The sequence below is a fragment of the uncultured Candidatus Kuenenia sp. genome, from assembly GCF_900696675.1.
Classification (GTDB): domain Bacteria; phylum Planctomycetota; class Brocadiia; order Brocadiales; family Brocadiaceae; genus Kuenenia; species Kuenenia stuttgartiensis_A.
On sequence record NZ_CAADGZ010000063.1, the window covers coordinates 1 to 20,458 of the forward strand.

Below are 20,458 nucleotides of genomic sequence, written 5' to 3' on the forward strand. Positions count from 1 at the left end.
GTAATTCCTGATTGTTTGATCGTCTAACAAGAGCGCCTCTGCTACTTCTTCATAACTCCATCCTGAATCAAGAAGAAGTATAGCTTTGATTCGGTCGGCATGACGTCTATGAGGCTCTTTCTTATGTGCTTTTTTAAATTCTATTCGGGTTTTTTCACTGAGAAATGGATTCATGCAGAATTTAATACTCTAGAAACAATTCAAATGCAAGAAAAAAACAGGTTCTTCTAAAAATAAATGCTTTTTACTATATTACGAAGATGGATATTTTGAGGTAGAATAAGGGAGTGATGGAAATAGTAAAATCAATTAATGGTGTTCCAATCAGACTAACTGATGAGCGATGGGTTCACATAGTAGAAAACCATGATGATTTGGCAGGCTATTATGATGAAGTTCTAAATACTATTGAATCTCCTGATTATGTTGTTAAGGGTTATGCACAAGCACTGATCGCCCTGAAAGAATCAGGGGAAAACCGATTCCTTGCTGTTGTTTATAAGGAAACCAGTAATGATGATGGTTTTATAATAACTGCATATTTCACAAGTAAGATAAAACTTGAAAGAGAGGTGATTGTATGGCAACAACAAAAATAGAAAATACTTTAAAGGAAGTCTATGGGCTTGTTTCCCATTTCATAAAGATGCCGGAAACAAAAATGTGGGTGGATTACGACAAAGAAGCCGATGTTCTTTACATCAATTTTAAAAGACCCCAGAAGGCAACTGATTCAGAGATGCTTGAAAACGGGGTGTTGCTGAGGTATAAAGAAACTGAATTGGTTGGAATAACCGTATTGGAGGCTTCAAGAGGTAAAAGAAAGGAGAATACCTGCGGTAAGGGGATATGTTAGAGGCACATCAAGAGGGTGGAAAACTCATATTAACGGGGCCGAAGGGGTCGAATCTTTCAAATTGACAAACTACATTCGAAATAGACATGTTTTACGACGTGTCTTTGCTATCACGAAAGACTTGGGTTGCTTGTAAAATCTTGATAAATAAGCCAAACGCCACAATTTAAAAAAATACATCAATTCCATCAGATGTTTATTATCTAACGGGGTTGACCAACTGTGGAAAAACAGTTGCTGTATAGTGTGAATAAAAAGAAAAGAAATGTTATCATAAAACAAGAGGTAAGAAAGTGCGTGTAAGTGATATTCCGGAAATTATAAAACTGAGTACACCAGAAAAAATTCTATTGGTCGAAGACTTATGGGACAGCATCTCTTCGGATGAATCTATGGTCACTGTCCCTAAGAGCCATATGGATGAATTAGACAGACGGCTCAAAAGACATGAATCAGCCGGTGGGAGGCTTTTATCTATTGAGGAACTTCAAGCAAGAATAGAAAAAAGGAAATGATATAAGAACTGCGTTTCCTTCCCGAAATTGAGGAAGATGTTTTTGGTGGTTATTTATGGTATGAAGCGAAGTCATCCGGACTTGGCGAAGATTTCCTGAGGGTATTTTATGCGGGTGTTGGTGAGATTCTTCGGAAGCCACTTCTTTACCCGAAGATTTATAGAAAATTTCACCGTCGTTTACTCAGAAGATTTCCGTATGCAATTTACTACCTGATAGAAGACAACCATATAATCGTGTTTTGGCTCTTTCATTGTGCGCGTGATCCCCATTCTATCCGATTAACACTTCAAGACAGAGAACCGCACAAACCCTAACCTTGAAGCCGGATGGGATCGAATCTTTACCATTGACAAATATGTAATTGATAAAGATTTGATAATTCACATCCCTCTTCCGGAGAAAAAAAACAATTTTTTCATCGCTTTTTGTTTTTACAATAATATAAATCGAAATTCAGACTTATTGGGGGTATATGGATATCAAAGGTAAAAGGCTGCTTAATGAAAGAAAATTCCTTAATTGTGAAAAATTAAGCGACGGGGGCAGAAAATATTGGTTGGAGATAAAAGGAAGGCATGGGTGGAAAGCAAGGTATGTGAAAGAAGTAGATGACAGGGAAGAAACCAAAAATCTTATCAGGAAATTTATGATAGTAATGGAAAATTGATTGAAATCCATGAAAAATATCCTGTGGATAAGGGTCATAAAAGAATGGGGGATGAAAAACAATGATTATATCAAGAAAGATGCTCGCCGGTATGCTTATAAAGTATCTTAACAGGGAGATGGAGTTAACAAGTCTCGCAAGTTGGGCAGAAGAAATGATGATGAAAGATGCCGATTTTGAAAATGGGTATTTTGAACTTTTAAGAGATACCTTTGCGCGGATAGGGCTCGCAGATGTACGTGAATTTGGCCTAACATGGGACGATTGCTATGATTACCTGCACGGACTCGGATATGATGTAAGAGTCGAAGTATTTGAGACAATTTAAAAAGGACTTATTATTGAAAAATTGCGAAAAATGAATTCTCAGACAATCTGTAAAGGCGTCCCCCAAAACTACAAATAACATGAGAAAAATACCACACCAGATGTTAACTGATGAGAATGAGTAGCAGGGCTACCTTGTGATCTTGGTTGCTTCAGGGGACACCATACTTAATTTGGTAAATTTTCATTCTTATTTTGTGACCTCTTCAGACACCTGAGCGGGTTCAGATTTACAATCCAATGTCATTAAGTTAAGGATTATTTGAAAACAACCCCCTTTATCCCCCTTTTCTAAGGGGGACTTTTCTGGCTGGTAGCTTAACTTAAAAGAGCGCGAAGGGGTCGAATCTTTACCATTGACAAATATGTAATTGATAAAGATTTGATCCCATCCCTCTTGATATACAAGTTGTAAAGTTTATTATTTTACAATCCCTAAATAAGTTTGTAATAAAAGGTATAAGAAAGGAGAAAGAGTATGGCAACGATTAACAAAGAGCTTGAGGCGAAAATAAGGTCTTTGTCGGATATTGAGAAGCTTAAACTTGTCGATTCAATCCTAACGCAGCTTGACAGACCAGACCCGGAAATCGACCGTATCTGGGCTGAAGAAGCAAGGAATCGCTGGCAGGCGTACAAGGCAGGCAAATTAGAGACAGTTTCTTATGAAAATGTGATGAGCAAACATAGAGCCAGATGAAAATTCGCTTTCTAAAACCAGCACAAGCAGAGGTTGACGATGCAGTTTTATGGTATGATTCCCAATCTTTCGGTCTGGGTACACAATTTCTTGATGATTTAGACAGGGCTGTTCGAAGGATAGTTAGTTATCCATTGTCATGTCCAGCAATTGAGCCAAATCTCAGGCGCTGCCTGCTTTCAAGATTTCCATATGGACTTATTTATGGTGTTGGCGCCGATACAATTATAGTTGTGGCCGTTTCACATCTCCATCGTGAGCCGAGATATTGGATTAATAGAATACTTAACGAAGGTAAATAAGTTGTAGAGAGCGAAAGGATCACATCTTAAAGATCATTATGTAATATGCTATTATAAACAACAATTCAGGAGGAACAATTATGATTCCAAAAGAACAAGTACTTAAAGCAATTCAAGATCTTCCACAAGATGCTTCTATTGAAGACGCTATGGAAAAATTGTATCTCATTTATAAAGTAGATAGAGGTATTAAACAAGCTGATTCAGGGCAAAAAATTTCTCATGAGGAAGCAAAAAAGAGAATGGAAAAATGGTTAAAGTAACATGGACAGATCAAGCTTTAGATGATTTGGACTCTATTTGTCTCTTTATTGCGCGTGACTCTATTCAATATGCAAAGTTGTTTGCAATTAGAGCATTTGAGGCAACAGATCGTCTTGAACTCTTTCCAAAATCAGGCAGAGTTGTTCCCGAAATAAATCGTGAAGATATTAAGGAAATTTATTAGGTAACTACAGAATTATTTATCGTATAGTTGCTGAGGAAGTTGAGGTTCTTACTATTCATCATGGAGCAAAACCCGTTGAATTTAATACCTGAATCTTGCACAAGAGAGAAAAAAAGAGAGCGCGAAGGGGGTCGAATCTTTACCATTGACAAATATGTAATTGATAAAGATTTGATTTCATTCCTCCAGATTGATAGCCCAGACCCGGAAATCGACCGTATCTGGGCTGAAGAAGCAAGGAATCGCTGTCAGGCATACAAGACAGGCAAATTCGAGACAGTTTCTTATGAAAATGTGATGAGCAAACAGTCGTCATGTCGCACTTGTGACACCCGAAAACGATGAAAATTCATAAGCACTTGTATAATCAGCACTTAATTTTGAATTTTCGAGTTTAGCAAGATTGATAGAAAATAAAGTAATCATAAGGGAGGGAATTATGCGTAAATCAATTGTGATAAACGAAGATCAGTTATTTACTGATTTTAAAAAACTATCCACAGAACGTAAAAAAGAAGTGGCAGATTTCATTGCCTATCTTAAAGTTAAAGAAGAAATCGAAGTTACAAAGGAAATTCTCAAAGATAAGGATTTACTTAAAAGTATTATGAGAGGTGATGAGGATTTTAAAGCAGGCCGATTTAAAAAGTGGTCTGAGGTAAAAGAGAATGTATGAAGCCCTCATTTCGCATGAAGCAGGAAAATATTATAAAAAACAGGATAAAGGTACTAAGCGAAGATTAAATAAATGCATAGACGACCTCAGTAGAGAACCGCTTTTCGGACAGCATATCAAGAAACTATACGGTGAACTTGAAGGGAAACTTAGATATCGAATGGGCAATATCAGAATTGTGTATGAAGTCAATATTAAAGACAAAACCATTGAGATTAAATCCGTCAGGGGCAGAGGAGATATTTTACAAATAAGGGTCACAGATAGATGGGGGATCACCTTGATACCTCTGTTATCAAGTTCCTTTTTGCGGATGATGTGCCAGAATTCCGGAGAGCGAGAGACGAGAGACGAAGGATGTCCGTCGTCTCTCGTCCATCATTCGTCGTCCCTCATCGTGCGGAAAACAGCGCTATTATTGGAATTTTCGAAAAACTAAAGTGTTACAGAATATGTCGTTTGAGGAGAAGCGGGTGTATTTAAGGTAACGTTCGAATGGGATGAAAGCAAAAACCCGGAAAATCAAAAAAGGCATGGTCTTTCATTCGAACTTGCACAACATGCATTTTTAGATCCTCATCGTATAATTGCAGAAGACATAACCCACAGCCATGACGAAAAAAGATATTATTGTTTTGGAAAAGTTGGAGAAGGTTTCATCACAGTACGATTTACATATCGTAGTTGCAAAATACGTATCATTGGTGCCGGATATTGGCGCAAAGGGAGAAAAATTTATGACAACGAAAACAAAAAATAAAATTAAATATACTGATGAGCCATTGGGAGAAATTCGTATTATCGACGATTTCTTACCATCTCCGGAGGAACTAGTATAACGTTTCATTAAAATATCTACATTGATACCGTCATTGCGAGCGACAGCGAAGCAATCTTAAGTCTTTTGGGAACAAGAGATTGCTTCGTCGCTCCACTCCTCGCAATGACATTTTTTTACGTACACATTTTAACGAAACGATGTACTAGTATTTAAAGAAGATAATATCAAAGTTACTATTACACTGAGTAAGACCAGCGTTGATTTTTTCAAAAAATAGGCAAAAAAACATAAAACTCAATACCAGAAAATGATTCGTCATTTACTTGATATATATGTTGAACGTCATATGTAAAAAATCCTTTAACAAGACACTCAATCTCTGAAAAAGAGTAACACTGTAGTTTTTTGAAAAAGTAAAAATGCTCGTTCCCAAGTAGCGGCAAGGCATGCCTTGCCGCTACTTGGGAACGTAATTGTATTGGAAGCTCTCGCTTCCTTTTTGTAAAAATTATTGTAACCGTTCACAGGGTTTAAGTTGTTGCTAAAAGTGTACTTAATAAATTGTGGATTTATCACTTCTTTTGAAAATTTCTCGATTGTGAAAGAAAATGGGTATTTTTTCAGGATTTCAAAACAAATTACAGAAAACAAAACTTCAAATTGAAATTGAAGCAAGGAACGTAATTACAGTAAAAAATCTTCTCAAGACAAATCCTTCATTAGTAACCGCTACGTACCAAAACAATTATACCGCCCTTCATCTGGCAGCACATGAGGGACAAAAAGCTATTGTAAAGACGCTTATCTCTTACGGCGCGGATATTCATGCCAGGGCAAAAAACGGGGACACTCCCCTTGATATCGCAAAAAAGAGGAATCATCTTGCAGTAGTAAACATTCTGGAAGGAAAAGGCAACCATCCGGGGAAAAAACAAGACGAATAATGAATCGTGAATACTCCCTGAGCTGGCATGGACAGCGCAAATATTTGGCTCACATCCTTGCTCAGGTTGCTTCGCATTATGACTTTGATGTTGCCGTGTGCGATAATGTTATTGTGTTGACTAGGGGCAGGTATTGAGCTATAGTACTCCCTTTTCTTTTCTATAGCCCGAGTGTGTTCTTCTTTCAGGCATTGTATTTGACGTTTGGGGGTAATATCGTTCTGTGTGTGAATTGTCGTTTTATAAAGGCAACATGTTTAAAAAAATTTTAATAGTGAAAGTATAAATTTATGAAGAAGAAACTTTGGGGTGGAAGATTTACCGAACAGACAAAGGCGTCTGTAGAGTCCTTCACCGAATCAATTTCCTTCGATTGGCGTCTTTATAAGTTTGATATTGAGGGAAGCATTGCACATGCAACCATGCTTGCGCAGCGCAAGATCATTACCGAAAAGGAAAAAAAGGAGATTATAAAAGGTCTGGAGATTATTTTGGCGGAAATGAATGCCGGTACATTTAAATTTAAAAAAAATCTCGAAGACATTCACATGAATATCGAATCGGCTTTGATAGAACGTATCGGAGAACCGGCGAAAAAACTACATACGGCAAGGAGCAGAAATGATCAGGTCGCCCTCGATCTGAGATTGTGGGTGCGTGAGCAAATATTGATTACGAGCAACTACTTAACCCTTGTACAACAAGGGCTGGTGAAAAAGGGCAAGGAGTATTTTGGAGCAATAATGCCTGGCTTTACCCATATGCAACACGCCCAGCCAATACTTTTGTCGCATTATTTACTGGCATATGTAGAGATGTTTGAAAGAGATGAAAAGAGGCTTGCCGATTGTGCAAAAAGGCTTAATGAATCCCCTTTAGGAGCGTGCGCCCTTGCGGGTACAACGTTGCCGACCGATCCGATGATAACTGCAAAATTGCTTAACTTCGGCAGTATTTGCCAAAATAGCATTGACGCGGTAAGCGACCGGGATTTTTGTATGGAATATGTATTTGCCCTCTCTTTGATCTCAATGCATTTGTCAAGGCTGTGTGAAGAGTGGATAATTTGGTGTAATGACGAATTTAGTTTTATTGATATTAGCGACGCTTATTGTACCGGTTCGAGCATAATGCCGCAGAAGAAGAATCCTGATGTGCTGGAGCTTATCAGAGGAAAGTGTGGGCGCGTATACAGCCATTTGACTACATTGCTAACGTTGTTTAAGGGATTGCCTTTAAGTTATAACCGGGATATGCAGGAAGACAAGGTTGCCGTTTTTGACGCTGCGGAGACGGTTCATTCTATGTTGAATATATTTGCTGAGCTTATTGCAAATACTCGTTTTAACAGCGAAAGAATGAAACTGGCATGTGAAAATGGTTTCAGTGACGCAACGGCGCTCGCTGAATATCTGGTAAAACTAGATGTGCCATTTCGCAAGGCGCATGAGATTGTCGGGAATATTGTGAGGGAATGTGTTCGGCTAAACCGGAAGATAAAAGATTTAGATTTAGAAACATTGAAACGTCATTCTCACCTTATTACGAAAGATGTATTTCAGGTGATTGGGGTAGAGAATTGTGTTATGAACTACAAGAGCTCAGGTTCTTCAGCGCCGCGTCTTGTGAAAAACCGTCTTGCACACTGGGAAAGAAAATTGAGTAAGGGATAATATTTATGGATGCTTTTCATTATGATGGGAATACCCTCTATTGTGAGCGGGTAAAGATTAAAGATATTGTTTCAGAGACAGGTACGCCGGTTTATATTTACAGCAAAAATGCAATTCTCACAAGGTTTAATGAATTAAAAACCGCATTTCAGGAGGTTGACGCGACCATTTGTTTTTCGGTGAAGTCGAATTCAAATCTTTCGGTTTGCAAAATATTAGCCGATGAAGGGTCCGGTTTTGATGTAGTTTCAGGCGGCGAGCTGTTTCGGGCGCTTAAGGCAGGCGGAAAGCCCTCAAAGATTGTGTTTGCCGGAGTAGGGAAAACGGATAAAGAAATACAATACGCCCTGGAAAATGATATTTTTATGTTTAATGTTGAATCAATTGCAGAGATAGAACATATAAATGCAGCGGCATGCAGGGCGGGTAAAACGGCAAAAGTTGCTTTGCGCATTAATCCCGATATTGACGCCAAGACTCATGCAAAAACCACGACGGGGAAAAAGGAAAACAAATTTGGCATTGACCTGATTGTTGCGGAAACAATTATTGAAAAAGCGAAGGCATATACAAATGTTACTATTTGCGGAATTCATGTACATTTAGGTTCGCCGATATATTCAGCAGACCCTTATGTGAATGCCTTAAAAAAAATTACCATGTTTATGGAGAAATGTCGTAATGCCGGCATCAATATACAATATTTAAATATAGGGGGGGGATATTGTATTTCATATACGGGGGAAAAAGTAATAGAGCCAAAGGATTATTCCACCCAAATACTGCCATTTGCTAAAGAGATGAAGTGTCGGGTAATCATGGAACCCGGGCGGTTTATTACAGGTAATTCGGGGATTTTAGTAACAAGTGTTATTTATAATAAACAAAACTCGCATGGCAAAAAATTTGTTATTTGCGATGCGGCTATGAATGATTTGTTACGTCCCGCTCTTTATGATGCGTTTCACAGGATATGGCCGGTAAACACCAGCGTTGCGATGCCTGATGTTGAAACTCCTGACACAAGTGTGGCAAAACAAGGGATGGATTTGGTAGATATTGTAGGCCCTGTATGTGAAAGCAGCGATGTTTTTGCGAAAGACAGGGCGATTCCACCGGTCAATGAGGGAGATTTGCTGGCAATATTTAGCGCTGGCGCGTATGGGTTTACCATGAGTTCCAGCTATAATTCCCGTCCGCGTTCATGCGAGATTCTTGTGGATAGAGACAAATATATTGTTATAAGAAAAAGGGAAACGTATGAAGATTTAATTGCAGGCGAGGAATTGGTTTAATTGCGGAGAAAATATGTCGAAATATTACCCGGCGCAAATCAATATTAATAATAAAAAATGTGTGGTGGTCGGGGGTGGGAACGTTGCCTGGCGCAAGGTTTGTAGCTTGAAAAATGCCGGTGCAAAGGTAGTTGTAGTGTCTCCTGTGTTTTGTCCGGAGATGGAAAGGGAAGAAGGCATTGAACTCGTTAAACAGAAATACGACGAATACTATTTGAATGGAGCGGTAATTGTAATCGCATCTACTGATGATGAAAAGGTGAATGAAAAAGTCTATCATGATGCGGTGAGAAAGGGGATGCTGGTGAATGTTGTGGATAAACCGGATTACTGTTCCTTTATTGTTCCGTCGTCTATTGTACGCGGAGATCTTTGTATTACCATTTCTACCGGCGGGTCAAGCCCTGCTTTTGCGCGCAATATACGTTTGCATCTGGAAAAACAATTTGGAAATGAATACAGTGAGTTTACAGAACTTTTGTCAGAAATGCGGAGAAAAGTGCTTGGCGAAATTTCTGACGAAAAAATCAGGCGGGGAATTTTACAGCGAATTGCGGAATGGGATATGTTTGATTTTTTTAAGGAAAAGGGAGCCTCTGAAACGAGAAATAAAATGCTGAATATTATTTCAGGGAAACATATTTGTAAATAATTATGGAAGATTTTTGTTTAAAACTTCTTTTTTCTTGCTTTAGTTTTTGCAAAGTGCTAATGTTAATTTAAGAAAGAAATATGGTGTGATAGTATACGTAAGTACTGTAATGTGTTACGGTTATAATTAAAATGACTGGAGTTGCAATGGCAGAAAAAACAGTGAAACAAAAGATTGATTTAAACGAGCTAAAGTCCGGAGGATTTATAAAACAGACGCAAAAAGATCTTTTTACGGTTCGGTTAAAAGTTCCTGGTGGTCGAATTACCCCTGATAAAATGTTAAAGATTGCAGAAGTTGCGAAGAAATACAGTAGATTGGGATATTGCCACCTGAGTTTCAGACAATCGGTGGAAATTATTGGGGTTCATATTGACGATTTCGATGCGGTAATAAAGGAACTGGCGACGGTAGATCAAAAAGTTGCTTCCTGCGGGCCAAGGGTCAGAGTACCCACTGCGTGTGGTGGTTGTGAATACAATCCGAATGGGATTATGGATACACAAGCAAAGGCGCTGGAAGTGGACGAAAAGTTTTTCGGCACGCCGTGTCACCATAAGTTCAAAATGGGGTTTTCCGGATGCCCGATTGATTGTACGAGAACGAGGGAGTCTGATTTGGGGTTTCAGGGTGTTGTTTATCCTGTTTGGACAGAAGATTTTTGTAATGGGTGTACCTTATGCGCAAAGGCGTGTTTGGAAGGTGCTATCGTTTCTGATAAAGAGGGAAAACCTATATTTGATCAATCGAAATGTGTGTATTGCGGCGATTGTATTAAGGCTTGCCCGATGGATGTATGGAAAGAAAAGAAAAAGGGCTGGCTGGTAAGAGTGGGGGGAAAACATGGTAGACACCCCCGTGAAGCGGATGTTGTTCTTGATTATTTACCTGATGAGAAAGTAAATGATTTTGCGAATGCCACAATCGAATGGTATAACAAAAATGGTAAAACGAAAGAAAGAGTTGGCACGTGTATTGACCGCGTAGGTTTGGACAAATTCAAAAAGGAAGTTGCTGGCGCTTTTACGAAAGCATAAAGGATTACTATTAATGAGCAGGAAAAAAAAATTTGTCATATTTGCACATAGTGGAACCTACGATAAGCTTTATCAGATTGTTACATTGGCTATTACTGCCGCTTCAATGGGAAAAGAAACGTACATTTTCCTCTTTTTTGGGGCATTGAAACGTTTTGTTAATGAAGAATTTTCGCCGGAAATTTTGGGTTCTGAATTTGGAGAGGAAGGCGAAGGGTTGAGGAAACGTATGGTAGATATGAACCCAGCACCGCTCAAAGAACTACTGGAAGAGGTGAGATCTCTTGGAAATTTAAAACTGTATGCATGTTCGGGAGCCGTGAAGTTAATGGATCTTGAAGAAGTAAAAGTAAAATCGAAAGTAGATGATATTCTTGGCTTGACAACAATAATAGAAATTGCTGATGGAGCAGAAACACAATTATTTATTTGATGTATGCAGGTTGGGATATTAAAAGATAACGATATGCCCCGAAAAGTACGTTGCAATTCAATTTTGGAGAGAATTGGAAACACGCCGCTTATCAGGATTAACAAAATTACAAAGGAATTGCAGAAAAGGAACGTAGAAATTTACGTTAAAGCAGAATGGTTTAACCCTGGAGGCTCTGTAAAGGATCGTCCCGCGTTACGAATTGTCGAAGATGCTGAAAAATCGGGGAAGTTGGGCGGTGATAAAATATTGATAGATTCGACTTCGGGTAATACCGGCATAGCGTATGCGTTTATCGGTGCAGTAAAAGGATACGAGGTTAATTTGGTAATGCCCTTAAATGTTAGTGAGGAAAGAAAACGAATCGTATCTGCTTTCGGAACAAAAACCATATACACGGATCCATTATTAGGTTCTGACGGCGCTATGAATGAAGCCAAGAGACTGGTCAACGAAACCCCTGCAAAATATTTTTATGGCAATCAGTACAATAACCCTTCAAATTGGATGTCGCACTATGAAACAACCGGTGTTGAAATATGGAAGCAGACAGAGGGTAACTTAACCCATTTTATTGCTTGTTTGGGAACGAGTGGCACATTAATGGGTACGGGAAAAAGGTTGAAGAAATTTAACTCTAATATTCAGGTAATATCGGTTGAACCCGACACGTCCATTCACGGACTGGAAGGAATGAAGCATATGGAAACTTCGATTACTCCTGGCATTTACAATGAGGATTTTCCCGACAGGAAAATGTATGTTGAAACGGAAGATGCGTATAAATTGGTAAAGAGGCTTGCCGCAGAGGAGGGATTTTTTGTCGGGTATTCTTCTGGCGCCGCCCTTGCAGCATCGTTAAAGGTAGCGGATGAAATTAAAAATGGGATGATTGTGACAATATTTCCCGACAGGGGTGATAGATATCTTAGTACAAGTTTTTGGTAATTTGTGTACAGGCTTTTCTTAAGATTTGAGGTACTGAGGAATTGTTACACATCGGTAAAAATGAGTTAAACAGTATTAAAAATGAGGTAATAAAGAACTACCCTTTAGAATGTTGCGGGTTATTAGTCGGCATGAATACTTCAGAAAAAAAAGTAGTAGAGGTACATGCTGTTCAAAATAAAAATACAGAAAGAACGCAGGATAGATACGAAATATCCGGTAAGGATTTCATGAAGACAGACAGAATCGCTTCCAAAAAAGGATTACAAATTATAGGCATTTATCATTCACATCCCGATCATCCTGCAGTTCCTTCGGCATTTGACACAGAGAATGCTTGGAGTGGTTATTCCTATATGATCGTTTCAGTGGAAAAACGGAAAGATATTGAATTCAGAGCGTGGATTTTTGATGAAAAGAGAAAATTATTTATAGAAGAAAAAATTAATTGTATCGGGTAATTTTTACAGTACATATTTATTTTGTTATTTTTTGGGGATGTATAAGTGACAGAGAAAGAGGAATTTGTTCCGGATGATAAAATTGATTTAAGGGGAGTGCTTTGTCCTATTAACTTTGTAAAAACAAAATTGAAACTGGAGATGTTGGATACCGGTCAAATTTTGGAAGTTATATTAGATGATGGAGAACCGATGAGAAGTGTTCCCAGAAGCATAAAGGAAGAAGGCCATAAAATAGTTAAGGTGGAGAACTTGGATAATAGTTATAGAATCCTGATTAAGAAGGTATAAAAATATCTTTTGGTTTATCAAAATATTCTTGACATTTCTTTTTGATATCTTTATTATTCGACCCTAAATATACGTTTGACTCGCATCGAGTATGTACCCTTTAATCGATAATCCATTAGTCCTACTATATCCTGCTCTCTTAATTTTACAATTAAGTACTAACAGAAGCTGTTCCAAAGAAAAAAACAGTACAAATGAAATTTTAATTATTTTTACCGTTGAAAGTGAAAGTGTATAACGATTAACAAATCAAGCATTAAAACGTTATAAAGATTAAAGATAGTTTTCTGATTAAATGTTGTGCATAAAAGTGATCGAGTACAACCCTGAGAAAATCAAATTCAATTGATTGAGGAGGTAATTATGGGATCAAAAAAAGATGAAAACAAATGCTGTGAATCAGGGAAAGAAGGGGGTATCTGGTTTACTATATCTCGCAGAAATTTCCTGACATTAGCTGGTTGGGGTTTGTTTTTTGCCGCGATAGGAGCTTATTTAAGTCAATTGTTTGGTTATAAAGGATTCTTCTATCCAAAAGTACTTTTTGAACCGTCGCCAAGGTTTTTTGTTGGCGAACCGAAACAGTTTCCTGTAGGCTCGGTTACTACTTTGAAATCGAGAAAAATATTTGTTGTTCGTGACGCAGATAGTTTTAAAGCAATCTCTGTTGTTTGTACGCATCTTGGTTGTGCAGTAGAGTTTTCAAAAGAAAAAAATATATTCGAATGTCCATGCCATGGAAGTAAATATTACCGCAACGGTGTAAATTTCGCGGGGCCAGCGCCACGGCCATTAGATCATTTGCAGATGATACTTGACAATAATGGGAAATTGGCTGTTGATACAAGCGTGAAAGTACCGTTAGAGACAGAGTTAATTGTGTAGGATTTTTTTTGGATTTATTTAGAAAGATACTTCAATGACTCAAACAACAATACCAGAACAAGGAATACGCGCACTTTTAGATTTGGATTGGTTGAGAGAAAACATACGTTGTCAGCACCGTTGTCCGGCGCATATGGATGTACCGGGATATATACGATTGATTAGCCAAGGTAAGTTTGAAGAATCTTACAGACTTATGAAGGAAACAAACCCTTTTCCCGCGGTGTGTGGTTACGTCTGCCCTCATCCATGTGAATCTAAATGTAAGCGCGGGGATTTTGACCGGCCTGTTGCTATCGATGCTTTAAAGAGATTTGTCACTGATTATGTTTTTAAAAATAAAATAAAAATTCCTGCTCCGGCGGTAGTGAAGAAAAAACAGAAGGTAGCGATTATAGGAGCTGGACCGGCGGGGTTGACTGCGGCTTTTGACCTTGCAGGGATGGGATATAAAGTGACCGTATTTGAAAAAGAAGCCCAGGTAGGCGGTATGATGATGTGGGCTATTCCATCTTATAGGTTGCCTCGCGACCAGATTATGTTTGATGTTAGCCATATTTTAGAAAGAGGCGTGCAAATAAAGACAAACACTCCGATTGGAGGCAAAGGTAAATCTTTTTCTGATTTACTGGAAATGGGATATGATGCGGTGTTTATTGCTGTAGGTGCACAAATTGGCAAACGCCTTGAAATAGCGGGAGAAGAAGGCACTGATGGTGTAATGGATTGTCTTGTATTTTTGAAAAATGTTAGTGCTGGTGATACTAGGAAACCCGGCGAAAATATCGTTGTAATTGGTGGCGGTAATTCTGCCGTAGATGCAGCAAGAACTGCAAAGCGTCTATCCAAAAATGTTTCCATCGTTTATAGAAGAACCAGGGAAGAGATGCCAGCATTGTCGTGGGAGGTTGAAGAAGCTGAGCACGAAGGGGTAAGTTTCCACTTTTTGGCTGCTCCAGTGAAAATTGTAACCGAGAATGGGAAGGCAAAAGGTTTGGAATGTATTAAGATGCGGTTGGGAAAACCAGATGAAAGTGGAAGAAGAAGGCCTGAGCCTATTCCGGATTCCACTTTTATCATTGATACTGACTGTGTTATTTCTGCAATCAGCCAGGAACCAGATTTAAAATTCTTAGGGGATAAGCATGGTTTGAAAGTTAATAAATGGGGAACCATTGCTGTTGATGGGAATCTTGCAACAAGTAAAAAGGGTATTTTTGCAGGGGGAGATGTCACATTAGGCCCTAGCACAATAATAGAATGTATCGCACAGGGCCATTTAGCTGCCAATTCTATTGACAGGTTTATAAACGGTGAACCGTTGGAGGAGCCTAAGAAAAAAGTTTGGGTAACGCTTCTTGATAGTGAAATTGATTTGCGAGAAGAAAATTATGATGCAACACTCCGTCAAGATATGCGATTGTTGCCAGAACACGAGAGAGAAGGCAATTTTGATCTAGTCGAGCTTGGCTTAGATGAATTTCAGGCGGCAAGAGAAGCAAACAGATGTCTTAAGTGTGACCTTACGATAAATGTTGAAACAAATGAATGCGTGCTGTGCGGGCGTTGCAGCATGGTGTGTCCTGTAGGTGCGCTTAAACAAGTGGATGCATTTGACCAAAGTAAAGAACACAAGCCATTTATGAGCAAGGATGGTATTGTAATTAAATATACTGATAAATGTATTCGTTGTGGAAATTGTAAAGATTGTCCTGTAAATGTGATATCTATGAAGCGTGTATTATGGAAACCCAATGAGGACGTTAATAAATTTCTATAAAGAAAGGGGGGAGGTTGGAGGGTATATTAATCATGAAAAGAGAGCATAAAGATAAAAGTATAGCTGAGAAGGGGATGTTTAAATGAAATCACTGAATGAATTAAAAAGATTGATTACAGAGAATGAAATTTGGAGGTCTGTATTCCGGCATGGTTATGCAGATACCCCAAGGAACAGAGTCCTTCAGATAATCAGTAATGTATGGTTGCATTTGCATCCGGCGAAGGTGCGAGAACACGGTACAAAGATACGGTTTACCTGGTGTATGGGTGGGATTACGTTTTTTATTTTTCTATTTGAAGCATTGACCGGTATTTTGCTCATGTTTTATTATACACCAGATGTAAACAGGGCATATGCTGACACCGTCGATTTGATGTATGTGGTGCCATTTGGGAGATTTTTAAGAAATTCACATCGTTGGGGCGCTCATGCAATGGTTATTACCGTGAGTATTCATATGTTGCGGGTGTTTTTGACAGGCTCTTACAAACCGCCGCGTCAGTTCAATTGGGTGGTGGGTGTTTTTTTGCTAGTGTTAACATTTTTGCTAAGTTTTACAGGTTATTTGTTACCTTGGGATCAATTGGGATATTGGGCTATTACTGTTGGCACGAACATGGCGAGGGCGACCCCCTTGTTAGGACATGAAGGCCCCTTTGCTTATATTTTAGGAATGGAGGCAAATAATGATATCCGATTTGCCTTATTGGGAGGCACATCAATTGGGGCCCCTGCGTTGTTGCGTGCTTATGTGTGGCACTGTATCGGTATACCTGTTATCGCCTCTGCTCTTATGATGGTTCATTTTTGGAGAGTTCGTAAGGATGGCGGCATTTCTGGCCCGTTATAGTTTAAATTTTTGTTTCATCGGAATTTCAGAGGAGTAGTTCCATGGAAGTTAGTGAGCGAAGAAGTGTTTCTATTGAAATCAAAGATGATAAGGTCTTTACATGGCCCAACTTGGTAGCTAAAGAGTTTTTGGCGGCTATATTTGTTACCGTTGGGCTTCTTGTTTATTCATATTTTGTAGATGCGCCGTTACGTGAGTTGTCAAATCCAGGGCAAGCTGAAAATCCAGCAAAAGCGCCGTGGTATTTTTTGGGATTACAGGAGGCTTTAGTTTATTTTGACCCTTGGTTTGCAGGTGTTGTACTTCCTGGTATAATAGTTTTAGGGTTGATTGTTATACCATACATTGATAACAATCCCAAGGGGAACGGTTATTATACATTCAGAGAAAGAAAGTTTGCAGTAAGCGCTTTCATGTCTGGCTATATATTCTGGTATATTTTAATTTATATCGGAACAGCATTGAGAGGGCCTTTTTGGTCTTTCTTTTGGCCGTGGGAAAAATGGACGCATGATTTTCCAACGCCTCCGCCTTTACATAATATGCCGTTGTCGGTAGGTATGGCATTGTTGTTAGGCTTTTATTTCGTTGGATTAGTTGTTCCCATTTTGGTTAATAGTAATTTTTTTAATAGGATAGGCGTTATACGTTATGTCATAACGATGGGGCTTATGCTTACAATGATTGGTATTGTATTAAAAATGTTTTTAAGGATTGCTTTTAATATTAAGTATATTATAGCGACACCTTGGATTAACATATGATTTTAGTACAAAAAATATTTCTTATGGCAGGTGATTTATGAGCATACAAAGACTGATATTTTTTGTTTTTAGTAGCATGTTTTTTATCAGCACGCTTGTTTGGTTCAACGAAGAATTCAATCCTGAATGGAAGAAATATCAGGAAGAATATTACAAAGAAAATGCAAAGGAAGTTGAGAGGGAGTTTAATGCCGCGACTTCAGTACAGGAAAGAGAAATGTTGGGCAAGAGGCTAACCTCTTTGAAAAGTCCAAAGTACGAAGTGAAGCAGATTCTTTTAAAAGGCGACTATGCGTGGACAGACGGCAAAAATGGCGATAAAGTTGACAGATGTATAACATGCCACATTGACGAAAGGAAACTTGTAGCGGTTCATCCTAACACAAAATATTTTCCGTCTGATATTTACGGATGTACAGTTTGTCACGGTGGGATTGGAAGGGCGCTTAATGAAGAAATGGCGCATGAGGGTATGGTTGTCGGAAGACGAGATATGTTGAAAAAACTGAAAACTGCGGAACCTTTGTTTGAATTTTGGGATGAACTTGCAACGTTAACCCCGGAAGAGAATGACCCAAATCAGCGAATTGAAATGGGGGATTTCAAGCGTTTTTGCATAACGGGTGATAAGAATATTTATGTAGGGAGTGACAAGTGTTTGAAATGCCATACCGGGCTAACCTCTCCGCATGTTGAAAGATGGCAGCGGATAAAATTTAAGACATTCGAAAAAGTAAAAAAGGCGCCTGATTATATCGCGGGGAATGAGGCATACAGAACAACATGTTTTAAGTGTCATACAACTGGGTATGATGCAGATACCGGTACTTACTCGGAAGAAGGGGTAACATGTGAAGCTTGTCACGGTGCAGGTGAAACATATGCATATTTCATGGAAGTCGGTAAGGCTCCCGAAGGGCAGAAGATAGCGAAAATAGGTACGTTTGGGACCGTTTATAACATTTGTGGACCTTGTCATCATACAAGAGCTCACGAAATGCGTTTGAAATTTTTTCAGGAATATGGCAAAGGTGATGAATGGTTTTTTCCGGAACATACAGAACCATATAAAACTACTGCCACTGATGATATAGGCTTGCAAGAATTCAAACTCCCTAAAATAAATTGACATTTTCAAAGAGTTAAACAGTAAAGCGGATCTTTTAAACGAAATATTATAATGCTGGATTTAGTGGAAGAGGAGGCAAAATAATGAAGTTTCACAGGATGAGAGCGGTACTAATCGCTATCCCTTTTTTAATGTGTGTCTTTTTTTCAAATGTTAAAGAAGTGAAGGCTGAGGCAAATTTAAAAGAATTACAAAAAAAAGCAACCAGTTACTATGAGATTCTATATCCAAATGAACCATTGCCAATGTGGGATTGGCTCGGGGCTAATGTTGGGCTGGAAAAGGGTGCAGGGCCCTGGATGGAGTTATATAAACCAGTGCCATTGCAGATGTATTGGTTCCCGGGGAGGCACTACGTGAAACCAGATGGTACTTATTATGACCAACTTTTAGAAAGATTTAAACCTACTGATTGTGTTACGTGCCATGAAGAGGTTACGCCTGGGTTTGTGAATGACTGGAAGGATTCGACACACGCGAATCCTAAAAAGTCCCCGCAATTTGCCGAAAAGACACAACAAATAGAAAAACTTATTGGTCGTGAGTTGAAAGAGGTCACCTGTAGCGATTGCCACGGGAAAGATCATAAGGAGTTACATATGCCTACGCCTGCTCATTGTGGTGAATGTCACCCAAAAGAAGTAACTGAATTTATGGGTGAAAGAGAACGAGGCAGACCTAATCACATTGACGGCCTTATGGCAAATGTGGTACCACCGTGGTATCCAGAGATGTTTAGAAGAGGTTATCCGGCAGCACAGTTCGGTTGCGATTTATGTCATGCAACAGACCGTTGCAACATATGTCACTCAAGACATAAATTTGCAGCAGCGGAAGGCCGGAGACCAGAAGCCTGTATGAGTTGCCACATGGGTTTTGATCATCCGGATGCTGAAACGTATAGTGAATCGAAGATGGGATATATTTATCACATGGAAGGTGAACACTGGGACTGGGAAAAGCCTTTGGCTGAGGTAGTTCCTGGCAAAGATTATAGAACACCCACGTGTCAGTTTTGTCATTTTGACCAGGGAAATGGAACATTTGCACATAACCCTGTCACTAAAGGTGTATGGAGGATGGGAACTATTCCTCCTAAAGGGATTGAATATAAATCATCATTAAAAGATTATCCTTACGGCATTAATTTACCACCGATGAACTATAAACTAGACGTTTATTCTCCTGAAAACAAAAAGAGATCTGAGCAGTGGGTCAATGTATGCAGTAAGTGCCATAGCCCTAGGTTTGCAAGGTTATATCGGGAGAATTTAGACGAGTTTATGTTTGAAATGTGGAGGTTGCAGGATAGGGCGCAAGGTATTCTTGACGAAATAGTAGCGCTTGATGCGTTTGAAGTACCTATTAAGAAAAGAGATATCTTTCCGCTTGGTGATATTCTTGCTGATGCGCTAGGACCAGGTCTGTTAGGTGAAGCTGTATACAGTGCTTTTAAAACTACTGGTGGGAAAGTGCCTGTAATAGGACCTATTTTGGGGCTGTATGGAGTATTTATGACTGGAAAGAACAACCCTTCTCAGATAGAATTAGAGTATGCAAATATGTGGTTTGGTGACAAGGCACATGCATATAAGGGCGTTGCTCATGGACAGCAAGATATAGCTTGGTGGTATGGAGCAGCAAAGGTGTATCAGGGTATTAACAAGTTAGAGAGTCAGGCTGAACAACTCAAAAAATTAAAGAAATTAGACGAACTTTTGGAGTCAAAGAAGAGAAAAGGTCTTGCCGGTATTTTAGGCAGTATTATTGGTGGCGTTGCAGTACTTATGATTAGCGCTGCTATTTGGAAAAAGAGACGTGATGCATCACAACAGTAATAATGTATTAAATTGAGTGATAATTTTAAAAAAAGGCATCTTTTTAGATGCCTTTTTTTATTTTATTTTGTTACCTAAATCCTGCAAACAAGGCAAAGCCTTGTTGCAGGAATAGGATTGAAATGGTAGGATTTCCAAGGTATTCGGCGGTATATTGATAACAAAAAACACCTGAAAGGAGATTCACCATTTCGATGAAG

General features: G+C 38.9%; 28 protein-coding genes. All 28 read left to right on the forward strand.

What is annotated here, in order from left to right; translation table 11 throughout:
• The first annotated feature begins 290 nt into the window (after positions 1-290).
• The 28 genes from QZT26_RS10400 (at position 291) to QZT26_RS10535 (ending at position 20,258) form a co-directional block, all read left to right on the forward strand.
• Entirely contained in the window at positions 291-599 is a 309-nt protein-coding gene (locus QZT26_RS10400) for a hypothetical protein (protein WP_099326745.1), read from the forward strand.
• Positions 581-856, forward strand: a complete 276-nt coding sequence (locus QZT26_RS10405) for a DUF2283 domain-containing protein (RefSeq protein ID WP_197705263.1) — start codon at positions 581-583, stop codon at positions 854-856. The genes QZT26_RS10400 and QZT26_RS10405 overlap by 19 nt, the downstream gene beginning before the upstream one ends.
• A 293-nt stretch (positions 857-1,149) precedes the next feature.
• Positions 1,150-1,371 (forward strand): addiction module protein, encoded by a 222-nt coding sequence (locus QZT26_RS10410; RefSeq protein WP_099326744.1) that lies wholly within the window; start codon positions 1,150-1,152, stop codon positions 1,369-1,371.
• Positions 1,372-1,846: 475 nt separating this feature from the next.
• Positions 1,847-2,041: a hypothetical protein gene (locus tag QZT26_RS10415; RefSeq protein ID WP_197705262.1), complete on the forward strand. Its 195-nt coding sequence runs from the start codon at positions 1,847-1,849 to the stop codon at positions 2,039-2,041.
• A gap of 61 nt (positions 2,042-2,102) precedes the next feature.
• Positions 2,103-2,369, forward strand: coding sequence for a hypothetical protein (locus QZT26_RS10420; protein WP_099326743.1), 267 nt, complete (start codon positions 2,103-2,105; stop codon positions 2,367-2,369).
• A 477-nt stretch (positions 2,370-2,846) separates the two neighbouring features.
• The gene (locus QZT26_RS10425) at positions 2,847-3,068 is read left to right on the forward strand and encodes an addiction module protein (protein WP_099326742.1); all 222 of its coding nucleotides are present in this window, start codon (positions 2,847-2,849) and stop codon (positions 3,066-3,068) included.
• A complete protein-coding gene (locus QZT26_RS10430; protein WP_099326741.1) occupies positions 3,065-3,370 on the forward strand; it encodes a type II toxin-antitoxin system RelE/ParE family toxin in 306 nt (101 codons plus the stop codon). The genes QZT26_RS10425 and QZT26_RS10430 overlap by 4 nt, the downstream gene beginning before the upstream one ends.
• A gap of 80 nt (positions 3,371-3,450) precedes the next feature.
• Complete coding sequence (locus tag QZT26_RS10435) at positions 3,451-3,633, forward strand: hypothetical protein (RefSeq protein WP_099326740.1); 183 nt, start codon at positions 3,451-3,453, stop codon at positions 3,631-3,633.
• Positions 3,621-3,818 (forward strand): type II toxin-antitoxin system RelE/ParE family toxin, encoded by a 198-nt coding sequence (locus tag QZT26_RS10440; RefSeq protein WP_197705261.1) that lies wholly within the window; start codon positions 3,621-3,623, stop codon positions 3,816-3,818. Before QZT26_RS10435 ends, QZT26_RS10440 begins: the two co-directional genes overlap by 13 nt.
• Positions 3,819-3,893: 75 nt before the next feature.
• Positions 3,894-4,163, forward strand: a complete 270-nt coding sequence (locus tag QZT26_RS10445) for an addiction module protein (protein WP_197705260.1) — start codon at positions 3,894-3,896, stop codon at positions 4,161-4,163.
• A 94-nt stretch (positions 4,164-4,257) separates the two neighbouring features.
• Entirely contained in the window at positions 4,258-4,494 is a 237-nt protein-coding gene (locus QZT26_RS10450; RefSeq protein WP_099326738.1) for a hypothetical protein, read from the forward strand.
• Positions 4,487-4,933, forward strand: a complete 447-nt coding sequence (locus tag QZT26_RS10455) for a type II toxin-antitoxin system RelE/ParE family toxin (protein ID WP_169702830.1) — start codon at positions 4,487-4,489, stop codon at positions 4,931-4,933. Before QZT26_RS10450 ends, QZT26_RS10455 begins: the two co-directional genes overlap by 8 nt.
• Before the next feature lie 172 nt (positions 4,934-5,105).
• Positions 5,106-5,333 carry a hypothetical protein gene (locus tag QZT26_RS10460; protein ID WP_230405664.1) on the forward strand — a complete coding sequence of 76 codons (228 nt, stop codon included), beginning with the start codon at positions 5,106-5,108 and terminating at the stop codon, positions 5,331-5,333.
• Positions 5,334-5,883: 550 nt separating this feature from the next.
• Positions 5,884-6,219, forward strand: coding sequence for an ankyrin repeat domain-containing protein (locus QZT26_RS10465; protein WP_099326736.1), 336 nt, complete (start codon positions 5,884-5,886; stop codon positions 6,217-6,219).
• A gap of 290 nt (positions 6,220-6,509) precedes the next feature.
• Positions 6,510-7,892, forward strand: a complete 1,383-nt coding sequence (gene argH, locus QZT26_RS10470) for an argininosuccinate lyase (protein ID WP_099326735.1) — start codon at positions 6,510-6,512, stop codon at positions 7,890-7,892.
• Between the two features lie 5 nt (positions 7,893-7,897).
• The gene (gene lysA / locus QZT26_RS10475; RefSeq protein WP_099326734.1) at positions 7,898-9,187 is read left to right on the forward strand and encodes a diaminopimelate decarboxylase; all 1,290 of its coding nucleotides are present in this window, start codon (positions 7,898-7,900) and stop codon (positions 9,185-9,187) included.
• Positions 9,188-9,200: 13 nt separating this feature from the next.
• Positions 9,201-9,839 carry a bifunctional precorrin-2 dehydrogenase/sirohydrochlorin ferrochelatase gene (locus tag QZT26_RS10480; protein ID WP_099326733.1) on the forward strand — a complete coding sequence of 213 codons (639 nt, stop codon included), beginning with the start codon at positions 9,201-9,203 and terminating at the stop codon, positions 9,837-9,839.
• A 146-nt stretch (positions 9,840-9,985) separates the two neighbouring features.
• A complete protein-coding gene (locus tag QZT26_RS10485) occupies positions 9,986-10,876 on the forward strand; it encodes a 4Fe-4S binding protein (protein WP_099327131.1) in 891 nt (296 codons plus the stop codon).
• 13 nt (positions 10,877-10,889) lie between these two features.
• A complete protein-coding gene (locus QZT26_RS10490) occupies positions 10,890-11,309 on the forward strand; it encodes a DsrE/DsrF/DrsH-like family protein (protein ID WP_099326732.1) in 420 nt (139 codons plus the stop codon).
• Between the two features lie 33 nt (positions 11,310-11,342).
• The gene (locus tag QZT26_RS10495; RefSeq protein ID WP_099327130.1) at positions 11,343-12,257 is read left to right on the forward strand and encodes a cysteine synthase family protein; all 915 of its coding nucleotides are present in this window, start codon (positions 11,343-11,345) and stop codon (positions 12,255-12,257) included.
• 41 nt (positions 12,258-12,298) lie between these two features.
• The gene (locus tag QZT26_RS10500; RefSeq protein WP_099326731.1) at positions 12,299-12,718 is read left to right on the forward strand and encodes a M67 family metallopeptidase; all 420 of its coding nucleotides are present in this window, start codon (positions 12,299-12,301) and stop codon (positions 12,716-12,718) included.
• A 45-nt stretch (positions 12,719-12,763) separates the two neighbouring features.
• On the forward strand, positions 12,764-13,009 hold the full coding sequence (locus QZT26_RS10505; protein WP_169702827.1) for a sulfurtransferase TusA family protein: 246 nt from the start codon (positions 12,764-12,766) through the stop codon (positions 13,007-13,009).
• Positions 13,010-13,372: 363 nt separating this feature from the next.
• Positions 13,373-13,894 carry a ubiquinol-cytochrome c reductase iron-sulfur subunit gene (locus tag QZT26_RS10510; protein ID WP_099326730.1) on the forward strand — a complete coding sequence of 174 codons (522 nt, stop codon included), beginning with the start codon at positions 13,373-13,375 and terminating at the stop codon, positions 13,892-13,894.
• Between the two features lie 367 nt (positions 13,895-14,261).
• Positions 14,262-15,674, forward strand: a complete 1,413-nt coding sequence (locus QZT26_RS10515) for an FAD-dependent oxidoreductase (protein ID WP_230405663.1) — start codon at positions 14,262-14,264, stop codon at positions 15,672-15,674.
• A gap of 82 nt (positions 15,675-15,756) precedes the next feature.
• Positions 15,757-16,527, forward strand: a complete 771-nt coding sequence (locus QZT26_RS10520) for a cytochrome b N-terminal domain-containing protein (protein WP_099326728.1) — start codon at positions 15,757-15,759, stop codon at positions 16,525-16,527.
• A 41-nt stretch (positions 16,528-16,568) separates the two neighbouring features.
• Positions 16,569-17,291, forward strand: coding sequence for a hypothetical protein (locus QZT26_RS10525; protein ID WP_099326727.1), 723 nt, complete (start codon positions 16,569-16,571; stop codon positions 17,289-17,291).
• Positions 17,292-17,328: 37 nt separating this feature from the next.
• On the forward strand, positions 17,329-18,420 hold the full coding sequence (locus QZT26_RS10530; protein ID WP_157820736.1) for a multiheme c-type cytochrome: 1,092 nt from the start codon (positions 17,329-17,331) through the stop codon (positions 18,418-18,420).
• A gap of 83 nt (positions 18,421-18,503) precedes the next feature.
• Positions 18,504-20,258, forward strand: a complete 1,755-nt coding sequence (locus QZT26_RS10535) for a multiheme c-type cytochrome (RefSeq protein WP_099326726.1) — start codon at positions 18,504-18,506, stop codon at positions 20,256-20,258.
• Positions 20,259-20,458 lie beyond the last annotated feature (200 nt).

Bases quoted from the DNA above. Each gene is read 5' to 3' on its own strand.
- QZT26_RS10400 (WP_099326745.1), top strand. From the start codon at position 291: ATGGAAATAGTAAAATCAATTAATGGTGTTCCAATCAGACTAACTGAT.
- QZT26_RS10405 (WP_197705263.1), top strand. From the start codon at position 581: ATGGCAACAACAAAAATAGAAAATACTTTAAAGGAAGTCTATGGGCTT.
- QZT26_RS10415 (WP_197705262.1), top strand. From the start codon at position 1,847: ATGGATATCAAAGGTAAAAGGCTGCTTAATGAAAGAAAATTCCTTAAT.
- QZT26_RS10420 (WP_099326743.1), top strand. From the start codon at position 2,103: ATGATTATATCAAGAAAGATGCTCGCCGGTATGCTTATAAAGTATCTT.
- QZT26_RS10425 (WP_099326742.1), top strand. From the start codon at position 2,847: ATGGCAACGATTAACAAAGAGCTTGAGGCGAAAATAAGGTCTTTGTCG.
- QZT26_RS10430 (WP_099326741.1), top strand. From the start codon at position 3,065: ATGAAAATTCGCTTTCTAAAACCAGCACAAGCAGAGGTTGACGATGCA.
- QZT26_RS10435 (WP_099326740.1), top strand. From the start codon at position 3,451: ATGATTCCAAAAGAACAAGTACTTAAAGCAATTCAAGATCTTCCACAA.
- QZT26_RS10440 (WP_197705261.1), top strand. From the start codon at position 3,621: ATGGTTAAAGTAACATGGACAGATCAAGCTTTAGATGATTTGGACTCT.
- QZT26_RS10450 (WP_099326738.1), top strand. From the start codon at position 4,258: ATGCGTAAATCAATTGTGATAAACGAAGATCAGTTATTTACTGATTTT.
- QZT26_RS10455 (WP_169702830.1), top strand. From the start codon at position 4,487: ATGTATGAAGCCCTCATTTCGCATGAAGCAGGAAAATATTATAAAAAA.
- QZT26_RS10460 (WP_230405664.1), top strand. From the start codon at position 5,106: ATGACGAAAAAAGATATTATTGTTTTGGAAAAGTTGGAGAAGGTTTCA.
- QZT26_RS10465 (WP_099326736.1), top strand. From the start codon at position 5,884: ATGGGTATTTTTTCAGGATTTCAAAACAAATTACAGAAAACAAAACTT.
- argH (WP_099326735.1), top strand. From the start codon at position 6,510: ATGAAGAAGAAACTTTGGGGTGGAAGATTTACCGAACAGACAAAGGCG.
- lysA (WP_099326734.1), top strand. From the start codon at position 7,898: ATGGATGCTTTTCATTATGATGGGAATACCCTCTATTGTGAGCGGGTA.
- QZT26_RS10480 (WP_099326733.1), top strand. From the start codon at position 9,201: ATGTCGAAATATTACCCGGCGCAAATCAATATTAATAATAAAAAATGT.
- QZT26_RS10485 (WP_099327131.1), top strand. From the start codon at position 9,986: ATGGCAGAAAAAACAGTGAAACAAAAGATTGATTTAAACGAGCTAAAG.
- QZT26_RS10490 (WP_099326732.1), top strand. From the start codon at position 10,890: ATGAGCAGGAAAAAAAAATTTGTCATATTTGCACATAGTGGAACCTAC.
- QZT26_RS10495 (WP_099327130.1), top strand. From the start codon at position 11,343: ATGCCCCGAAAAGTACGTTGCAATTCAATTTTGGAGAGAATTGGAAAC.
- QZT26_RS10510 (WP_099326730.1), top strand. From the start codon at position 13,373: ATGGGATCAAAAAAAGATGAAAACAAATGCTGTGAATCAGGGAAAGAA.
- QZT26_RS10520 (WP_099326728.1), top strand. From the start codon at position 15,757: ATGAAATCACTGAATGAATTAAAAAGATTGATTACAGAGAATGAAATT.
- QZT26_RS10525 (WP_099326727.1), top strand. From the start codon at position 16,569: ATGGAAGTTAGTGAGCGAAGAAGTGTTTCTATTGAAATCAAAGATGAT.
- QZT26_RS10530 (WP_157820736.1), top strand. From the start codon at position 17,329: ATGAGCATACAAAGACTGATATTTTTTGTTTTTAGTAGCATGTTTTTT.
- QZT26_RS10535 (WP_099326726.1), top strand. From the start codon at position 18,504: ATGAAGTTTCACAGGATGAGAGCGGTACTAATCGCTATCCCTTTTTTA.